Genomic DNA, 17,486 nt, shown 5'->3' on the forward strand with positions numbered 1-17,486 from the left:
GCAACTTTCTTTCATTAACGCATCTGCCGTAGCGGCGCAGTTTATTGCGCGATGAATCGCGCCGCTACAGCAGGTGCGCTCTATAATCTGTCAGCTCAACCGGTGCGTCGGGCGCGGTGGAAAACGCAGCGTGACGCGCGTGCCTTGCGCCTGCGGGGTAATCATCAGCGTGCCGGATAACCGCGCGGCGCGCTCCGCCATGATGGTGAGACCATAATGTCCTGGCGGCTCTTCGAGGCTGCTGATGCCGCAGCCATCGTCTTCGATTGTCAGTAAGTGGTCCTCATCAGCGACACGCTGATAGTGAATCTGAATATTGTGCGCCTGCGCATGGCGAATCGCGTTGAGCAGCGCTTCGCGCGCAATCTGCAACACATGCACTTGCTGCTGGGCATCCAGCATCTGCAATCCGGGCTGATAATCGAAGTCGATGGCCGCCTGTGATTGCTCCTGCAGCGGCGCAATCATTGCCTGCATCGCCTGCACCAAATCGGCCTGTTCGATGGTCAGACGAAAGGTGGTCAGCAGTTCGCGCAGTTGCTGATAGGCTTCGGCCAGCGCGCGATCAAAATCAGCGATAATCGCCAGCGCCTGCGGTTGCGACTCATCGACATTACGCCGCAGCAGCGCCAGCTGGATGCGCAGGAAAGAGAGCGACTGCGCCAGCGAATCGTGCAGTTCGCGCGCAATGGTGGCGCGCTCTTCTATTAATAGCATCTGCTGATACTGTTTTTGCGTCTGCCAAATCCACAGCGCGCGCGCCAGCATGTTAGCCAGGCTCTGCATCAGTTCGTCGGCGGGCGGTGCGCGATGGGTTTGCCAGCACAGCTCGCCCAGCCGCTGCTCTTCCTGCATCAAGGGTAAACGCTGCCAGTTCACCTCATCCGTTGCCACACCGGCCTGAAACTCAATCCCTTCGCTAACAATTTTCAGCACCGTTAGCGCTTCACGCCGCTGTACCAGACGCAGCAATCCCTGAAAAAGTTCGGGATTGGGTGGGCTGCTGGTGAGAATTTGTGAGCTTTCATACAGCAGGGAAAGCGTGCGATTGGCCTGGGTGAGATCTTCGGTTTTATCGCGTACCGCGCACTCCAGCAGGCGATAGTGCGAATGCAGCCGTTCCGCCATGGTGGTGAAGGCCTGCGCCAGCACGCCCAGTTCATTCGGCTGTTGCACCGGCAGCGGCGGAAAAGCGAAATTCGCCTGCTCAACATATTGGCTGGCGGTCACCAGCGCGTTGAGCGGTCGCACCACGTTGCGGCGGATAAAGCGAATCGTCCACAGCGCCAGCGCCACAATTGCCAGAAAACCAAACAGGCTGCTGGCGGCCACCAGATGCATCTTCAGTTCAGCATAATGCTGCAATGCCAGCACGAAGCGGTCGATCTCGCTGACGTAGCCCGCAACACGCTGCTGGTAGATTTGCGCTCGCTCGGGCTGCAACGTCTCCTGCAGCATCGGCCAGCTGTCACGCAAATAGCGATAGCGGCTACTCACTTCAAGCGGCACCCACGTGCGCTGCAGATGCTGCAGCGCCGGGGATTCCAGCGTTTGTCGGTAGAGTTGGATGTGATGATCCAGCTGCTGCGGATCGCGCGTGCTGTCCCACGCCAGACGGTATATCTGCATGCGCAGCGATCCGGCGACATTCACCGCTTCGGCATCGCGCAGGCTGCTGGAGAGCGTCATCAGCGCCAGCCCGGTGGTCAACAGCGACAGCAGCACAATCACGCTAAGTGCGCGCGCAATGGTACGAGTAACGGGACGTTTCACAATCACAGTAATAACCCTTGTAAGAGCGGGGGATTATAGGGCAGCCGTGCGGTGACGGCGAGTGTCATCTCGTCACATCAGGTTACTTTTAACAGAGAAAACCCTTTCTCTTTACCTTTCTCTAAATAACCCGCGCTAAGCTGGCGAATTATTAAACGGCTTTACGGCCTGCTCAACCTGGTTTTCATTCCCTGCGTGATAATAAGTCCTGTAACGCTTAACCCTTAACGGAAGACAACAGGAGCATCACATGAAGAGACGTTATGCCGTTCTGACTGCTGCACTGCTTGCCACCGCAAGTTTCTCGACGCTGGCGGCCCAGCCCGTAAGCGCCACCCAAGCGCAAAACCTGCAAAGCGCGGGCACCGTTTCCATCAGCGGCGTACGCGGTACGCTGGATGATGCAACGCGTCATCTGTCGCAAAAAGCGCAAGAGGAAGGTGCCAGCGGCTATCGTGTTATTGGTGTACAAACCCCAGGTGATTCCAGCCTGTGGAGCGGCACCGCAGAGATTTACCGTTAATTCCCTCCAGTAGTTATCCCTGTAGTAATAGTTATCCCTGTAGTAATAGTTATCCCTGTAGCCATCCCTTTTACCGGTCAGCCCTCTGACCGGTTTTTTTGTGCACCGCGATGGATTATTACAATTCATCTTGTGCAGCCTGGCGGTATTTTTTGCTTCGTTCTTGCAGAACGGGTAGGATTCATCGCCGTAAATTCCCACCCCGCCACGCGACATCGTTCCGCCGCTGTGACACCGGGTTTTTACCCCATTTCGCACCGCCATACGCAATCGTTTGGTTCGGCGGTGATTGATGGTCAGGACAAACAGGATAGCTATGAAATCAACTAAAAAAACCGCAGCCGAACAACGCGCTGCGAAAAGACGCTGGCTCAACTCGCACGACAGCGGTTACCACAAAGCAATGGGTAATCGTCAGGTACAAATGATCGCCATCGGCGGTGCTATCGGTACCGGTCTGTTCCTCGGTGCTGGCGCGCGCCTGCAAATGGCCGGTCCTGCACTGGCGCTGGTTTATCTGGTGTGCGGTATCTTCTCCTTCTTTATCCTCCGTGCGCTGGGCGAACTGGTGTTACATCGTCCTTCCAGCGGCAGCTTTGTTTCTTATGCGCGTGAATTCCTTGGGGAAAAAGCGTCTTACGTTGCGGGCTGGATGTATTTCGTTAACTGGGCGATGACCGGTATCGTCGATATCACCGCAGTCGCGCTTTATATGCACTATTGGGGCGCGTTTGGCGATGTGCCGCAGTGGGTGTTTGCGCTGGGCGCACTGGCGATTGTCGGCACCATGAACATGATCGGCGTGAAGTGGTTCGCCGAGATGGAGTTCTGGTTCGCACTGGTAAAAGTGCTGGCGATTGTGGCGTTCTTAATTGTGGGAACGATATTCCTGGGAAGCGGTAAGCCGCTCGACGGCAACACCACAGGATTCCACCTGATAACCGATAACGGCGGCTTCTTCCCGCACGGTTTGCTGCCAGCGCTGGTGTTGGTGCAGGGCGTGGTGTTCGCCTTCGCCTCAATTGAGCTGGTGGGTACGGCGGCGGGCGAGTGTAAAGATCCCAAAACCATGCTGCCGAAAGCCATCAACAGCGTGATCTGGCGTATCGGCCTGTTCTACGTCGGTTCGGTGGTGTTGCTGGTGCTGCTGCTGCCGTGGAATGCCTATCAGGCGGGGCAAAGTCCGTTTGTGACCTTCTTCTCTAAACTTGGCGTGCCTTACATCGGGAGCGTGATGAACATCGTGGTGCTGAGCGCTGCACTGTCGAGCCTCAACTCCGGGCTTTATTCTACTGGGCGTATCCTGCGCTCGATGTCGATGGGCGGTTCTGCACCGCAATTCATGTCGAAGATGAGCAAACAGCAGGTGCCGTATGCCGGCATTTTAGTGACCATCGGTGTATACATATTTGGTGTGGTACTCAACTACTACGTGCCTTCGCAGGTATTTGAAATCGTTCTGAACTTTGCTTCGCTCGGCATCATTTCGTCGTGGGGCTTTATCGTGGTGTGCCAGATGCGTCTGCGCAAAGCGATTAAAGAAGGCAAGGCAGACGATGTTAGCTTCAAACTGCCGTGGGCGCCGTTTACTTCATGGTTGACGCTGCTATTCCTGGCGAGCGTGCTCGTGTTGATGGCGTTTGACTATCCAAACGGTACCTATACCATCGCCTCAATTCCGTTAATTGCCGTGATTCTGGTGCTGGGCTGGTTTGGCGTGCGCAAACGCGTGCATGCTGAAGCGCAGAAAGAGCACGAACATCATGCTGAGAATCACGATACGCTGGCGGAAGATTCACCACGCTAATCACAGCGATTCTCATCTGCGGGGGCCTTTTGGCCCCCGTTTCTATTTCAATTCCCCTTCACTTGATCCCACGTCGGGATTTACCCCTTTGGGGTGATATAGCCCTCATTAGCGTCAGGTTATTTTACGCACTATCTCTCTTTCCCCCGTTTAAGGTGAACCGATGGCACTGTCGCGACGTGAACTCTTTACCGGGCAGCGCGTAGCGTCTGCTGACGGCATCGCTTTGCCGTGGTGGCGGGGAGAGAAGGGTTGTGATGGCTGCGGCAAATGCGTCTCGGCCTGCGAAACCCACATCATCCGCCTGGCTGCCGGTGAAGTGCCGCACCTCGATTTTCTGCAGGGTGAATGCACGTTTTGCGCCGCCTGCGTGGACGCTTGCCCGCAGCCGCTATTCCACGCGCGTGAAACCGAGCCGTTTCCACAGCGCATTCGCATCGACAACCGCTGCATCACCTTCCTGGGCGTGAACTGCCGCAGCTGCCAGGAGAGTTGTGAACAGCAAGCCATCCGTTTCCAGCTGATGCCGAACGGCATCGCACAGCCTGAAACCCTTCCGCAGCATTGCACCGGTTGCGGCGCCTGCATCGCGCCTTGCCCGGTCTCAGCCACAGGATTAAATCATGAACCATGAAAACAGTTGGCACGTCTGCGGCCTGGTGATTCAGGCGCGGCCGGCGTCGATTCCCGCCATAAAAAGTGCGCTGCTGGCCTTTGCCGATTGCGACATCGCCGCGGAAGACGCCGCGCGCGGCACGCTGGCGGTGACGCTGGGTGCTACGGATAGCGCCGCGCTGCTGCGCAATATTGAAGAGAGCCGCAACATCGCTGGCGTGTTGGCGGTATCGCTGGTCTATCACCAGCAAGACGAAATTGAAGAACCTTGTAAGGAAGCATCATGAGCATAAGTCGTCGTGATTTTATGAAGGCCAATGCGGCGGCTGCTGCTGCAACGGCTGCAGGACTCACCATTCCCACCGTCACCAAAGCCGCGACCTCGCTGGCTGCGCCAATTCGCTGGGAAAAAGCGCCGTGTCGATTCTGCGGTACCGGCTGTGGCGTGCTGGTTGGCACCCAGGATGGCCGCGTAGTGGCGTCGCAGGGCGATCCGCAGGCAGAAGTGAACCGCGGTCTGAACTGTATCAAAGGCTATTTCCTGCCGAAGATCATGTACGGGAAAGATCGTCTGACCCAGCCGCTGCTGCGCATGACCGACGGTAAATATGCCAAAGAGGGCGAGTTCACCCCGGTCAGCTGGGATCAAGCCTTCGACATCATGGAAGAGAAGTTCAAAGCGGCGCTGAAAGCCAACGGCCCGGATTCGGTTGGCATGTTCGGTTCCGGTCAGTGGACGGTGTGGGAAGGTTATGCGGCCTCCAAGCTGATGAAAGCCGGTTTCCGCACCAACAACCTCGATCCCAATGCGCGTCACTGCATGGCTTCAGCGGTGGTTGGCTTTATGCGCACCTTCGGCATGGACGAACCGATGGGCTGCTACGACGACATCGAGCAGGCCGACGCTTTTGTGCTGTGGGGCTCCAACATGGCGGAGATGCATCCGATTCTGTGGTCACGTATTACCGCGCGTCGTCTCAGCAGTGAGAATGTCAAAGTGGCGGTGCTTTCCACCTATCGTCATCGCAGTTTTGAGCTGGCCGACAACGCGATGGTGTTCACACCGCAGAGCGATCTGGCGATCCTCAACTTCATCGCCAACTACATTATTCAGAACAACAAGGTTGATAAAACCTTCCTGCAGAATCACGTTACGCTACGTAAAGGCGTGACCGACATCGGTTACGGTTTGCGCCCCACCGATCCGCGTCAGGCTTCGGCGAAGAACCCGGACAGCGGCGAATCCACGCCGATGAGCTTTGACGAGTTTGCGAAGTTTGTCTCTGAGTACACGGTGGAAAAAGCCAGCGCAATGAGCGGTGTGGAGAAAGATCAACTCATCGCCCTCGCCGAGCTGTATGCCGATCCGAAAGTCAACGTGGTGTCGTACTGGACCATGGGCTTCAACCAGCATACGCGCGGCGTGTGGGCCAATAACCTGTGCTACAACCTGCACTTATTGACCGGCAAAATTTCACGTCCGGGCACCGGTCCGTTCTCGCTCACCGGCCAGCCGTCGGCGTGCGGCACGGCGCGTGAAGTCGGCACCTTCTCACATCGTTTACCGGCGGACATGGTGGTTAATAATGACAAACACCGCGCTACCGCCGAGAAGCTGTGGAAGCTGCCGCAGGGCACGGTGCCGGCCAAAATTGGTTTGCATGCCGTGGCGCAGGATCGCGCGCTGAAAGATGGCAAGCTCAACGCCTACTGGGTGATGTGTAACAACAATATGCAGGCCGGTCCGAACCTGACGCAGGAGCGTATGCCGGGCTGGCGCGATGAGCGCAACTTCATCGTAGTCTCCGATCCCTATCCCACCGTCAGCGCCTTGTCAGCTGACCTGATTCTGCCCACCGCGATGTGGGTGGAGAAAGAGGGCGCGTATGGTAACGCCGAGCGTCGCACTCAGTTCTGGCATCAGCAGGTGAAAGCGCCGGGCGACGCGAAATCCGATCTGTGGCAGCTGGTGAATTTCTCCAAACGTTTCAAGGTGGCGGAAGTGTGGCCGGAAGCGCTGCTGGCGCAGAATCCTGAGCTGCGCGACAAAACGCTGTTTGATGTGCTGTACGCCAATGGCCAGGTCAACCAATTCCCACTGAGTGAAGTGGCAGATGACCAGTTGAATGATGAAGCGCGCGAGTTTGGCTTCTACATCCAGAAAGGCTTGTTCGAGGAGTACGCCAGCTTTGGTCGCGGTCACGGCCACGATCTTGCGCCGTTCGATGCTTACCATCAGGCGCGCGGCCTGCGCTGGCCGGTGGTGGATGGCAAAGAGACGCGCTGGCGCTATCGCGAAGGTTACGACAGCTACGTCAAAGCTGGTGAAGGCGTGCGTTTCTACGGCAAGCCGGATGGTAAAGCCACCATTTTTGCGCTGCCTTACGAAGCGCCAGCCGAATCGCCGGATGAAGAGTACGACCTGTGGTTCTGTACCGGTCGCGTGCTGGAACACTGGCACACCGGCACCATGACGCGTCGCGTGCCGGAGCTGCACCGCGCAGTGCCGCAGGCGCTACTCTATATACATCCGCTGGATGCCAAAGAGCGCAATTTCCGCCGCGGCGAGAAGGTCCGCGTGGTGTCGCGTCGTGGCGAAACCCTTGCCACCGTGGAAACGCGCGGTCGCAATCAGCCGCCCAAAGGTCTGGTATTTATGCCGTTCTTTGATGCGGGCGTGCTGGCCAACAACGTCACGCTGGACGCCACCGATCCGCTGTCGAAGCAGACCGATTACAAAAAATGCGCCGTCAAGCTGGTTAAAATTTAAGGCAGGATGCAATGAAACCCTTAATCACACTTGTTACTTTGGCCGCCCTGATGCTGGGCGGCACGGTTTACGCCCACAACGGCGTCGATCTCAATCAGTCACCGGAAGTGACGGCCACGCAGCAGGGCACCATTCATCAGCCCAAAGAGCAGAGCCGCAAGCCGTTGAACTACGTGAATCAGCCGCCGGTGATCCCGCATAGCGTCGATGGCTATCAGGTGACGAAAAACGTCAACCGTTGCCTGCAGTGCCACGGCATGCAGAGCTATCTCACCACCGGCGCGCCACGCGTTAGCCCAACGCACTTTACCGATCGCGATGGACTGGTGAGCAGCACCGTGTCGCCGCGTCGCTTCTTCTGCCTGCAGTGTCACGTACCGCAAACCGATGCCAAACCGGTGGTGGAAAACACCTTTAAACCGGCTGACGGCTTCGGTAAGTGAGGACATGATGAAAGAGAAACTTCTGCGCATCTGGCGCTGGTGGCGGCGTCCGAGCCGTCTGGCGCTTGGTACGCTACTGATTCTGGGCTTTGCTGGCGGCATCATTTTCTGGGGCGGCTTCAACACCGCAATGGAGATGACCAACCGCGAGCAGTTCTGTATTGGCTGCCATGAGATGCGTAATAACGTCTATCAGGAATATATGCAGACGGTGCACTACAACAACCGCAGCGGCGTGCGCGCCACCTGTCCGGATTGTCATGTGCCGCACGAGTGGGGCCCGAAAATGCTGCGTAAGATCCAGGCGAGCAAAGAGGTGTATGCCAAGATTTTCGGCATCATCGATACGCCGCAAAAGTTCGAGGATCATCGCATCAAGCTGGCGCAAAACGAGTGGCGCAGAATGAAAAACAACAATTCGCAGGAGTGTCGTAACTGCCACAACTTCGATTATATGGATTTCACCGCGCAGAAGACCGTGGCAGCGAAGATGCACAGCAAAGCAGTTGAGGAAGGGAAAACCTGTATCGATTGCCACAAAGGTATCGCGCATCATCTGCCCGATATGAAAGATCAACCCAACGGTTTTTGAGGCCTAACAACGCGGCATGAATGGGCGTAATGCCGATCACTACCGCAGCGCATCAAACCACTGCACAATCCGTAGCGGCGCGATTTATCGCGCAACCCATTGCGCCGCTACAATCTGTGCACTGAGTCAGGAGCGCCCATCACAGCGACCGGCCTCACAATTCAGATAGTTTTCCCCGCCGCTTCGGCCTATCATCTCAGGCTCCCTCAATTTAGCAGTGGAGTGGTTATGTCGTTAAAGATCAACATCATCAAAGACAAGTTGCTGTCAGAAAACTGGTTTGTGCTGCGCAACTTCACCTACGAACTCACCCGCAACAACGGCGAAGTCTTGCGTCACAAGCGCGAAGTGTACGATCGCGGTAACGGCGCCACCATCCTGCTGTACAACACTGAAAAAAATAGCGTGCTGCTGGTGCGTCAGTTCCGCATTGCCACTTATGTCAATGGCAATGAAAGTGGCGAGCTGATTGAGACCTGCGCCGGGCTGCTGGATGACGACTCGCCGGAAGATTGCATCCGCAAAGAAGCGATAGAAGAGACCGGCTATCAGGTGGGTAAGGTCGATAAAGTTTTTGAAGCCTACATGTCGCCGGGCGGCGTGACTGAACTGATCCACTTCTTCGCCGCGGAATACAGCGATGCACAGCGCGCAAACAAGGGCGGTGGCGTTGAGGATGAAGAGATTACCGTGCTGGAGCTGAGTTTCCCGGAGGCGCTAGCGATGGTGAAAGATGGCCGCATTCGTGACGGTAAAGCCATTATGCTGCTGCAGCATGCGCAGATCGCCGGTTGGTTAAAGCCGTAGTTTTTACGTAGGGTCGCCATTTATGGCGACCTGGCCAATCACCGCACAACTATGGCGACCTGGCCAATCACCGCACAACTATGGCGACCTGGTCAATCACCGCACCACCTCAACCGATTCACCCAACGCTTCCGGCACGCACTGCGGATACGCCTGCAAACGCGCCAGCGCTTCGGCGTAAGAGGGCATCGAATGTGCCGCACCGGAGCGTTCCACACACAGCGAAGCGTAAGCCGAAGCAAACAGCGCCGCCTGTGGCAGTTCATCGCCTGAAGCCAGCCGTGCCGCCAGTGCGCCATTAAACGCATCGCCCGCGCCGGTGGTATCCAGCGGCTGAGCCGGAAACAGTGGAATACGCAGCGGTGGCTGGTCAGCTATTGACAGCAACGCACCGCAAACCCCCAACGTAATAATCACCTGACGCGCCCCTTTGCGATGCAGCTTCTCTGCGGCTTGCTGCGCGCTGGCGAAGTCGGTGACCTTCACGCCGGTCAGCTGCATCGCTTCGGTGCTGTTAGGCGTCAGCAAATCCACTTTTGCCAGCAGCGCATCGGTGACCTTCTGCCACGGCGCAGGATTCATAATCACAAAGGTGCCGCCAGCGCGCGCGTTGTCGATCATGCGCTGGATGGCGCTGAGATTATTCTCCAGCTGCACCAGCAGAATATCGGCTGCCGCAACGGTGGGTTGGCAGCGCGTCACCTCGGCGGCCGTTACGGTGGTGTTCGCGCCGGGATAGACCGATATCATGTTCTCGGCATCGTCCCCGGCGACATAAATCAGCGCATTGCCGGTCGGTTTCTCCTTGCAGGTAAACAAGGTGATGGCATCGAATCCGGTCTTTTCCAGATGGCGACGCGCAAACATGCCGAAGTCATCATTACCAATCTTACCGATATAGTGCACGCGCGCGCCGGCGCGCAGCGCGGCCGTCGCCTGGTTCGCGCCTTTGCCGCCCGGTCCCATCATGCTGGTATGGGCGGTGAGCGATTCGCCCGGCATTGGAAAGCGGTTCATTACCGCGACTACGTCGAGGTTGAACGAGCCAAACACACACACTTTTCCTTTCATCATGCACTCCTGAACAGACGTTCGGCGGCTAAACAGGCACCGCGACAACCGGTGTGGTCGGTGGATTGGCTAAACACGATCTTCAAACCCTCACGCGTGGCGGGTGGACGAAGATGCTGCTGAATCTGGCTGCGCAGCTGTGCCAGCGGGAAGTCCGCCATCGCCAGCACGCCGCCGCCCAGAATCAGGTATTCCGGATCGAGTATGTTCATCTCGGTGGCAATCAGTTGCGCCAGCCGCTGTACAAAAGCCTGCAGCTCCGGATGCTCACGATGCTGGGTAAACAGCGCCGACATGTTGGTTTCCGGCACATGGGTGCTCGCCCAGCGACTCAGCCAATGGCCCGACGTCACGGTTTCCGCACAGCCACGATTGCCGCACGGGCAGGGCAGATCGTTGCCGGCAACAGGCACATGACCAAGCTCACCCGCGCCACCGTGTTGACCATGATAAAACTGGCCGTTAAGCCACAGGCTGTTGCCCATGCCGGTGCCGGGATACAAACCCACCGCGCTGTCCGGTAGCTGCTCCAGCTGCAGTAAATCCCACAGCATCAGATGGTTAACATCTTTGTCCATCGCCACCGGTACGCCAAGGCGTTCGGTGAGCCGTGCGGCAACCGGTTGCTGATCCAGCGCCTGAATAAACGGCAGCGAAATCACCTGCTGGCGGTCACGGCTGAGAATGCCGGGTAATCCGAGCATCACGCCGCTAACTGGCTGCTGCTCCAGCGTTTCGCTGATTAACTGGCCCAACGCGTTAAGCGCATCAGGCTGCTGCGCCCAGCTGGCCGTCGGCACTTTACGGAAGCTCGACCAAACGCGCTCCTCTTCCATCAGCTGCAGACGTGTGCCGGTGCCGCCAATGTCGATACCGAGCCAGCATTTTTTCATGCGGATACCTGCGCCAATCCCTGAGCCTCATCAATGCTTTCGCGCATCATATTCCAGGCGGTTTCCAGATCGTCGTGAATATTGAACAGACCGGAGGTGCCGACAATCAGCACTTCTGCGCCCGCGCCGACCAGCGTGTTGTAGGTGCGGGTATTGCAGGAACCGTCAATCTCAATCAGATATTGATAGCCGTTGGCCTGCTTCAGCGCTTTCAGCTCTTGCACCTTCTGCACCATTTCCGGAATAAACGGTTGTCCAGCGTAGCCGGGATCCACCGTCATCACGGTGATCTTATCCACCAAATGAATGTAGTGGTGGATAAAGGAGACCGGCGTGGCGGGGTTGAGCACCACACCCACTTTCTTGCCGAAGCTGCGGATCATATTGATCACCCGGAATGCATCGCGGTTGATGGTTTCGGCGTGCGGGCAGATGTAATCGGCACCCGCTTTGGCAATCACTTCTATGAAATCGGTAGGCTGCTCGACCATCAAATGGACATCCAGCGCCACTTTGGTGAACGGGCGAATCTGCTCAATAAAGAACGGTGACAGCGTGATATTTTTCACGTAGTGACCATCCATAATGTCGATATGCAGGAAGTCGGCGCGGGAGTCCAGCACGGCGAGCTGGTGCTTGATCTCCATCAGATTCATACACATCAACGACGGGGAGACTTGAATACGCATCATACTTCCTTTTTTTCGGTCAAAGGGTTAAGCGCCGCCGCCAGTTTGCTGAGCTTGACGGCACGATGTTCGTTAAAGCGAGTTTTGAATTGTTTGAAGGCCAACACCACAATCAGCACCGTGCCCCACATTGCCAGGCTAACGTGCTGGCTGATGTTCATCAGGTTGAAGCCGGTGGAGAGCACTTGCAGGGCGATCAGCGCCAGCACCACGCCGGTCACGCGACCAAAGCCGCCATTCGGGTCGGTGCCGCCAAGGATAATGGCCAGCACCGTCAGCAGCAGATACGCATCGCCGTAACCCATACGCGCCGAGTTGAAGCGCGCCATCATGATCAAACCGGCCAACACGCACAGCAGGCTGGAGATGACGTACACCAGAATCACCATGCGATGCGTATTGATGCCGCTAAACCAGGTGGCGTTGATGTTGCTGCCGCCCATATAGATGCATTTACCGGCGCGGGTTTTGCCGAGGAACAGCGCCAGCAGCGCGGCGGCAAACAGGAACACCCACAGCGGCAGCGGAACGCCAAGCAGCGTGTTGGAACCGAGCGCCTGCACCACCGACGGCATGCCGCTGACGGCCGCGCCTTTGGTCAGCCAGATGCCGATACCGTTCAGCGTCATCATGGTTGCCAGCGTCACCAGAATCGGGTGCGCACCGATGCGCGTCACCATCACGCCGGTAATCACGCCGATCATCGCCGCAATCAGCATCGCGCCGATAATCGCAATAAACAGCCACAACAGTTGCATACCGGTTCCCGCATCGGCGGGCAGGGCGCGCATCAGCGTCCAGGCGATAAACAGCGCCGTCAGGTTGGCGGTGGCGATGATTGCCAGATTCAGTCCGCCGCTGAGAATGGCGATAAACATCGCCAGCGTCAGCAAGCCCAGCTCGGGCAGCTGAAATGCCATACTCATAAAGGTCGAATCAGTGAGAAAGCGACCCGGCAACATGACGGTAAAGATCGCCAGCGCCAGCGCGATTAACAGCATCAGGCCGATATTGGTGCCGTCCGGACGCAGAGCAGAGAGTGATTTCATGTTGATGCGGCTCCCGTTAGACGAAACTGACATCAGTTTCTTTACGTTTTTTGTAGTGAGTCACGGCGATAGCCACCATGATCACGCCGCCCACCACGATGTTCATGAAGTAGTTGGAGACGCCAATCAGGTTGAGGCCGTTCTTCAGGATGGCGATAAGAAAGACACCCATCAGCGTGCCGCTCACCGTGCCTTTGCCGCCCATCAGGCTGGCACCGCCCAGCACCGTGGCGGCCAGCACATCCAGCTCGCCGCCGACCAGCGCATTTGGCACCACTTCGCCCATGCGATAGACCTGCACCAAGCCGCCAATCGCCGCCATGGCACCCAGCCAGCCATAGGCGAAGACATGAATCAGACCGACGCGAATACCGATGCGGCGCGCCGATTCCGCATCGCCGCCCACCGCATACAGTTGGCGACCGAGATTGGTTTTGTTCAGCAGCAGCGCGGTGAGTCCGGCAATCACCAGCATGGTCACCAGCGGCAAGCCAATCTGGAAGCTGTTGCCTTGCCAGGTGAATGGCAGCACGCTGCGCAGCGTGATCCACCAGTCCGGCAGCGAATAGAGGCTTTTGCCGCCGGTTACCCACATCAACAGGCCAAACAGCAGCGACTGCATGCTGATGGTGATAATGATCGAGACGACGCGCAGCGTGGTGATCAGCAGGGCGTTGATCACGCCAAACAGCGTGCCGCACACCACCGCCAGCAGGATGCTGAGCAGGGCGTTATCAAACTGGAACTGCACAAACAGCGAGGCGATCAGGTATTGCACCACCGACGCCACCGCAGCAAAGGATATATCGATGCCGCCGGTCACCAGCACCACAAACAGGCCGAGGGCGAAGATGCCGGTTACGGCGTAGCTTTCTGCCAGATCCAGCAGGTTTTGCACCGTCAGGAACTGGTCGCTGGCGGCGGAGAAGAACAGGATAAAAGCCAGCAAAACCCAGGCGAGCCAGCCCTGGCTGGAGTGCGGGCGTAAACGAGAAAAATCAGGCATTGATCACCTCCGCCAGCTGCTGTTGCTCAACGGTATCGGGTTGGTATTCGGCATGAACGGTGCCATCACGGAAGTGCAGGATGCGGTCGCAGTTGTACCAAACCTCCGGCACTTCGTCGGAAATCAGGATGATCGACAAACCCTCTTTCGCCAGCAGATGAATTAGCTGATAGATGCTGGCTTTAGCGCCGACATCCACGCCAACGGTGGGCGAATCGAGGATCAGGATGCGCGGCTGGGTCAACACCCATTTCGCCAGCACGATTTTCTGCTGGTTGCCGCCGGAGAGCGTGGAGATCGCCAGATTGGGATCGGCAACACGCACGCCAAGCTGCTGAATCCACTGCAGGATCAGCTTGTTCTTACGGTATTCATCGATGATGTGAAAACGGTTCTGCAGCTTGTCGAGGATCGGCAGCACCATGTTGTCGGCCACCGATTGTTGCTGCACCAAACCCAGGGTTAAGCGATCTTCGGAGACGTAGCCGATGCCGGCTTTGATCGCATCTTCGTGTCCACGGAAACGCACCGGTTTGCTGTCGAGCCAGATCTTGCCGCTGTCCGGTTTGGTCATGCCAAACAGTGACAGCGCCAGTTCGGTGCGTCCCGAGCCTAAAAGGCCGCACAGGCCCAGCACTTCGCCCTGATAAAGTTTGAAATTAACGTCATGGTATTGTCCGGCGCGCGTCAGTTTTTCGACTTCGAGGATCAGGCGATCGTCATGGCGCGTCGGCGTTTTCAGCTGATAGTCGAGTTTCAGGCCGGTCATCAGCTCGGTCAGATGGTGCGGCGTCATCGCCTTGGCGGGCCAGCAGCCCATTTTGCGGCCGTCGCGGATCACCGTCACGCGATCTGAGATCTCCAGCACTTCATCCAGTCGATGGCTGACAAACACCACGCAGATGTTTTTGTCTTTCAGGTAACGCACGGTGCGCAGCAGCTGATTCACTTCGGTGCGCGTCAGCGACGCCGTCGGCTCATCCATGATCACCAGCCGCGCATCGGCGACCAGCGCGCGGCAGATCGCCACCTGCTGACGCTGCGCAATTGACAGCGACGCCACTTTCTCATCGAGATCGAGTTCAAACTTCAGTTCATCAATGATGCGCTGCGCGGTTTCACGCAGTTTGGCTTTGCGATGCCAGCCGAGCAGGCTATTCAGGTTGTGCTCGAAGGCGATGTTTTCCGCCACGCTGAGGTTGGGGAACAGCGACAGATCCTGATAAATCACCTGGATACCGAAGTCACGCGCCTGGCGAGTGGTCAGACGCGGAAAGCTCGGGCCGTCGCCCAGCGTGATGCGGCTGCCGCTATCCGGGGCGTGCACCCCGGAAATGACTTTGATTAAGGTGCTCTTGCCACAGCCGTTGGTGCCAGCGAGACAGTGCACTTCGCCAGCCAGTAAGGTCAGCGAGATATCGCTCAGTGCGCGGTTGCCACCAAATGTTTTCGACAGGTTGTCGAGCGCAATCAGCGTCTGTGGGATCACCTCATTCATCATTACAGCCCCATTTTCACCAGTTTTGGCAGGTTCTCTTTGTCCAGGCTTTCGGTATTGTTGCCGAGGATGGTGTGGGTCGCCTCGTCAACTTTCACTTTGCCCAAACCCTCGATGGTCATTCCGTCGGTGATTGGCTCTTTCTTCTGCATCATGTCGGCGATACGCACGAACACTTCGCCAGCGGTTTGTGGATTCCAGATGTAGCCGCCTTTGATCGCGCCACGCTGCACCAGCGATGCGCCCTGGCCAGGACTAAAGGCACCAATTACGCAGACCTGATCGATCTTGTTACGGTTCATCACCGCGCGACCGGCGCCAATCGGACCTTGTGAACCAAAGGCCATAATCCCTTTCAAATCCGGATACTTGGACATCAGTTCGTTAGTGGTGCGAATCGAGTCATCCAGCGATTCGCCGACGCCAAACTTGTCGGTGACCATCTGCATCTTCGGATAGTGTTCTTTCTGATAATTCAGCGCGGCGTCGGTCCACTGCTGGTGCAGCGGCACGGTCAGGCTGCCGACGTACATGGCGTATTTGCCCTCTTCATGCATGCATTTCGCCAGCGCTTTCATATGGTTGATGCCGTGCGTCGGCGCATCCACCAGTTCGAAGTCCCAGTTAGCGCCTTTCTGATCCGGCGATTCATGGGTGATCACTTCAATGCCAGCATCATGGGCGCGCTTCAGCACCGGCTCCAGCACTTTCGGGTCATTTGGCACCACGCCAATGATGTCGACCTTCTGGGCAATCAAATCTTCGATAGCGCGCACCTGCAGAGCCGGATCGGCCGCCGTTGGTCCCACCATCCACGCGTCAATGCCGCGTTTCGCCGCTTCACTCTTGATGCCCGCTTCCATGGCGTTGAACCACGGAATACCGCCAATTTTCACCACGATGCCCATGCGTAATTTGTCAGCAGCCTGCGCGCCGGAGGCGGCAAACAGGGCGAGCAGAGAACAGGCGATAAGATGTTTTTTCATAAAGACTCCGATTTAATTTTTTATTAGCTGCATAGAATGGCTGCGCTGGGAGCAATCAATAATATTGACGCCGTTCCACGCTAATTCTTGTTCCAGCTCTTTGTCTTTTAATTGGTCAGTAATGAGAAAGTCCACATCGCGATAATGACAAATACGCGCGAATGAGGGCCGCAGGAATTTACTTCCGTCCAGCAGCAGATGTTTTCTTTCCGCTGCTAATAACATTTGCTGTTTTAAATGTGCGTTGTTTTCGTTACCTTCACGTAAATAACCGTCATTGCCTAAACTGCTACAGGAGAAAAAGATCTTATTGATCTGAAATTCCCTGAGCGGTTGCTCGGCGACGACGCCGTGGAAATCTTCATAACGGTCAGAATATTCTCCCCCCAGACAGATGGTGCGGATGCTGCCGCGCGCCGCAAGGGTTTGTACAATCCTGATGGAATTGGTTAATACCGTTAATTCAATATCCGGCAGCTGTCGCGCTAAATACCAGCAAGTGGTGCTGCTATCGAGTAATATACAATCGCCGGGGCTAATGAAATCGAGTGCGCGTTTGGCAATAGCCATTTTTGCATCAACATGTTCATTGACTCTCTGGCGGAAAGATAATTCATACTCGTTAACACCTCGCGTATTTCCCTGAATGTTGGCGGCCTGTCGTTTTGCTGGTACCGCACCACCGTGACTGCGTTGTAACAGACCACGTTTCTCCAGCTGCGTTAAATCACGCCGAATAGTTTCTTGTGAAACCTGACATAACGTGACTAATTCAGCGACAATGACCCGACCATTTAAATTTAATTCGTCAATAATTCGCTGCTGTCTTTCAATCGGCAACATAACTAACCTCCGATGGCTATAAATTACTGGATAGCGCATTTGGAAAGTGTGGGCTGCGCACGAGTCCACAGTCACCAAAACGCCTTAGCTGATTAGAGTGATCTGGATCTGTCTTATATGT

The 17,486-nt window shown here is 56.6% G+C and carries 17 protein-coding genes; 8 read left to right on the forward strand and 9 right to left on the reverse strand.

Annotation, left to right across the window (positions count from 1 at the left end; translation table 11 throughout):
* Positions 1–90: 90 nt before the first annotated feature.
* Entirely contained in the window at positions 91–1,779 is a 1,689-nt protein-coding gene (gene narQ, locus K5Y32_RS13445; RefSeq protein WP_222184514.1) for a nitrate/nitrite two-component system sensor histidine kinase NarQ, read from the reverse strand.
* Between the two features lie 244 nt (positions 1,780–2,023).
* On the opposite strand from narQ, the gene K5Y32_RS13450 reads away from it, so the two are divergent.
* The 8 genes from K5Y32_RS13450 (at position 2,024) to nudK (ending at position 9,330) form a co-directional block, all read left to right on the forward strand.
* The gene (locus tag K5Y32_RS13450) at positions 2,024–2,296 is read left to right on the forward strand and encodes a YdgH/BhsA/McbA-like domain containing protein (RefSeq protein ID WP_008107875.1); all 273 of its coding nucleotides are present in this window, start codon (positions 2,024–2,026) and stop codon (positions 2,294–2,296) included.
* Positions 2,297–2,612: 316 nt separating this feature from the next.
* On the forward strand, positions 2,613–4,103 hold the full coding sequence (ansP, locus tag K5Y32_RS13455) for an L-asparagine permease (RefSeq protein ID WP_008107869.1): 1,491 nt from the start codon (positions 2,613–2,615) through the stop codon (positions 4,101–4,103).
* Positions 4,104–4,266: 163 nt separating this feature from the next.
* A complete protein-coding gene (napF, locus tag K5Y32_RS13460; protein WP_222184516.1) occupies positions 4,267–4,737 on the forward strand; it encodes a ferredoxin-type protein NapF in 471 nt (156 codons plus the stop codon).
* Positions 4,727–5,005 carry a chaperone NapD gene (locus tag K5Y32_RS13465; RefSeq protein WP_222184518.1) on the forward strand — a complete coding sequence of 93 codons (279 nt, stop codon included), beginning with the start codon at positions 4,727–4,729 and terminating at the stop codon, positions 5,003–5,005. Before napF ends, K5Y32_RS13465 begins: the two co-directional genes overlap by 11 nt.
* Entirely contained in the window at positions 5,002–7,488 is a 2,487-nt protein-coding gene (gene napA / locus K5Y32_RS13470) for a nitrate reductase catalytic subunit NapA (protein WP_101763538.1), read from the forward strand. Before K5Y32_RS13465 ends, napA begins: the two co-directional genes overlap by 4 nt.
* An 11-nt stretch (positions 7,489–7,499) precedes the next feature.
* Entirely contained in the window at positions 7,500–7,931 is a 432-nt protein-coding gene (gene napB / locus K5Y32_RS13475) for a nitrate reductase cytochrome c-type subunit (RefSeq protein ID WP_222184520.1), read from the forward strand.
* Positions 7,932–7,938: 7 nt separating this feature from the next.
* The gene (gene napC, locus K5Y32_RS13480; RefSeq protein ID WP_101763540.1) at positions 7,939–8,523 is read left to right on the forward strand and encodes a cytochrome c-type protein NapC; all 585 of its coding nucleotides are present in this window, start codon (positions 7,939–7,941) and stop codon (positions 8,521–8,523) included.
* A 228-nt stretch (positions 8,524–8,751) separates the two neighbouring features.
* Positions 8,752–9,330 (forward strand): GDP-mannose pyrophosphatase NudK, encoded by a 579-nt coding sequence (gene nudK, locus K5Y32_RS13485; protein WP_222184522.1) that lies wholly within the window; start codon positions 8,752–8,754, stop codon positions 9,328–9,330.
* A 96-nt stretch (positions 9,331–9,426) separates the two neighbouring features.
* On the opposite strand, the gene K5Y32_RS13490 is transcribed toward nudK, so the two are convergent.
* From K5Y32_RS13490 to K5Y32_RS13525, 8 genes are read right to left on the reverse strand one after another with little or no spacing between them, the layout of a single operon-like run.
* Positions 9,427–10,401: a ribokinase gene (locus K5Y32_RS13490; protein ID WP_222184888.1), complete on the reverse strand. Its 975-nt coding sequence runs from the start codon at positions 10,399–10,401 to the stop codon at positions 9,427–9,429.
* A complete protein-coding gene (gene alsK / locus K5Y32_RS13495; protein WP_101763543.1) occupies positions 10,401–11,294 on the reverse strand; it encodes an allose kinase in 894 nt (297 codons plus the stop codon). The genes K5Y32_RS13490 and alsK overlap by 1 nt, the downstream gene beginning before the upstream one ends.
* A complete protein-coding gene (gene alsE, locus K5Y32_RS13500) occupies positions 11,291–11,983 on the reverse strand; it encodes a D-allulose 6-phosphate 3-epimerase (protein WP_061717928.1) in 693 nt (230 codons plus the stop codon). Before alsE ends, alsK begins: the two co-directional genes overlap by 4 nt.
* On the reverse strand, positions 11,983–13,032 hold the full coding sequence (locus K5Y32_RS13505) for an ABC transporter permease (RefSeq protein ID WP_222184524.1): 1,050 nt from the start codon (positions 13,030–13,032) through the stop codon (positions 11,983–11,985). Before K5Y32_RS13505 ends, alsE begins: the two co-directional genes overlap by 1 nt.
* 16 nt (positions 13,033–13,048) lie before the next feature.
* A complete protein-coding gene (locus K5Y32_RS13510; RefSeq protein ID WP_222184526.1) occupies positions 13,049–14,038 on the reverse strand; it encodes an ABC transporter permease in 990 nt (329 codons plus the stop codon).
* Positions 14,031–15,536: a sugar ABC transporter ATP-binding protein gene (locus tag K5Y32_RS13515; protein ID WP_222184890.1), complete on the reverse strand. Its 1,506-nt coding sequence runs from the start codon at positions 15,534–15,536 to the stop codon at positions 14,031–14,033. Before K5Y32_RS13515 ends, K5Y32_RS13510 begins: the two co-directional genes overlap by 8 nt.
* 2 nt (positions 15,537–15,538) lie before the next feature.
* Positions 15,539–16,522, reverse strand: coding sequence for a substrate-binding domain-containing protein (locus K5Y32_RS13520; RefSeq protein WP_222184527.1), 984 nt, complete (start codon positions 16,520–16,522; stop codon positions 15,539–15,541).
* A gap of 12 nt (positions 16,523–16,534) precedes the next feature.
* Positions 16,535–17,365, reverse strand: coding sequence for a DeoR/GlpR family DNA-binding transcription regulator (locus K5Y32_RS13525; RefSeq protein WP_101763547.1), 831 nt, complete (start codon positions 17,363–17,365; stop codon positions 16,535–16,537).
* Between the last annotated feature and the right edge of the window lie 121 nt (positions 17,366–17,486).

The organism is Pantoea sp. DY-15, assembly GCF_019795935.1.
GTDB classification, from domain to species: domain Bacteria; phylum Pseudomonadota; class Gammaproteobacteria; order Enterobacterales; family Enterobacteriaceae; genus Pantoea; species Pantoea leporis.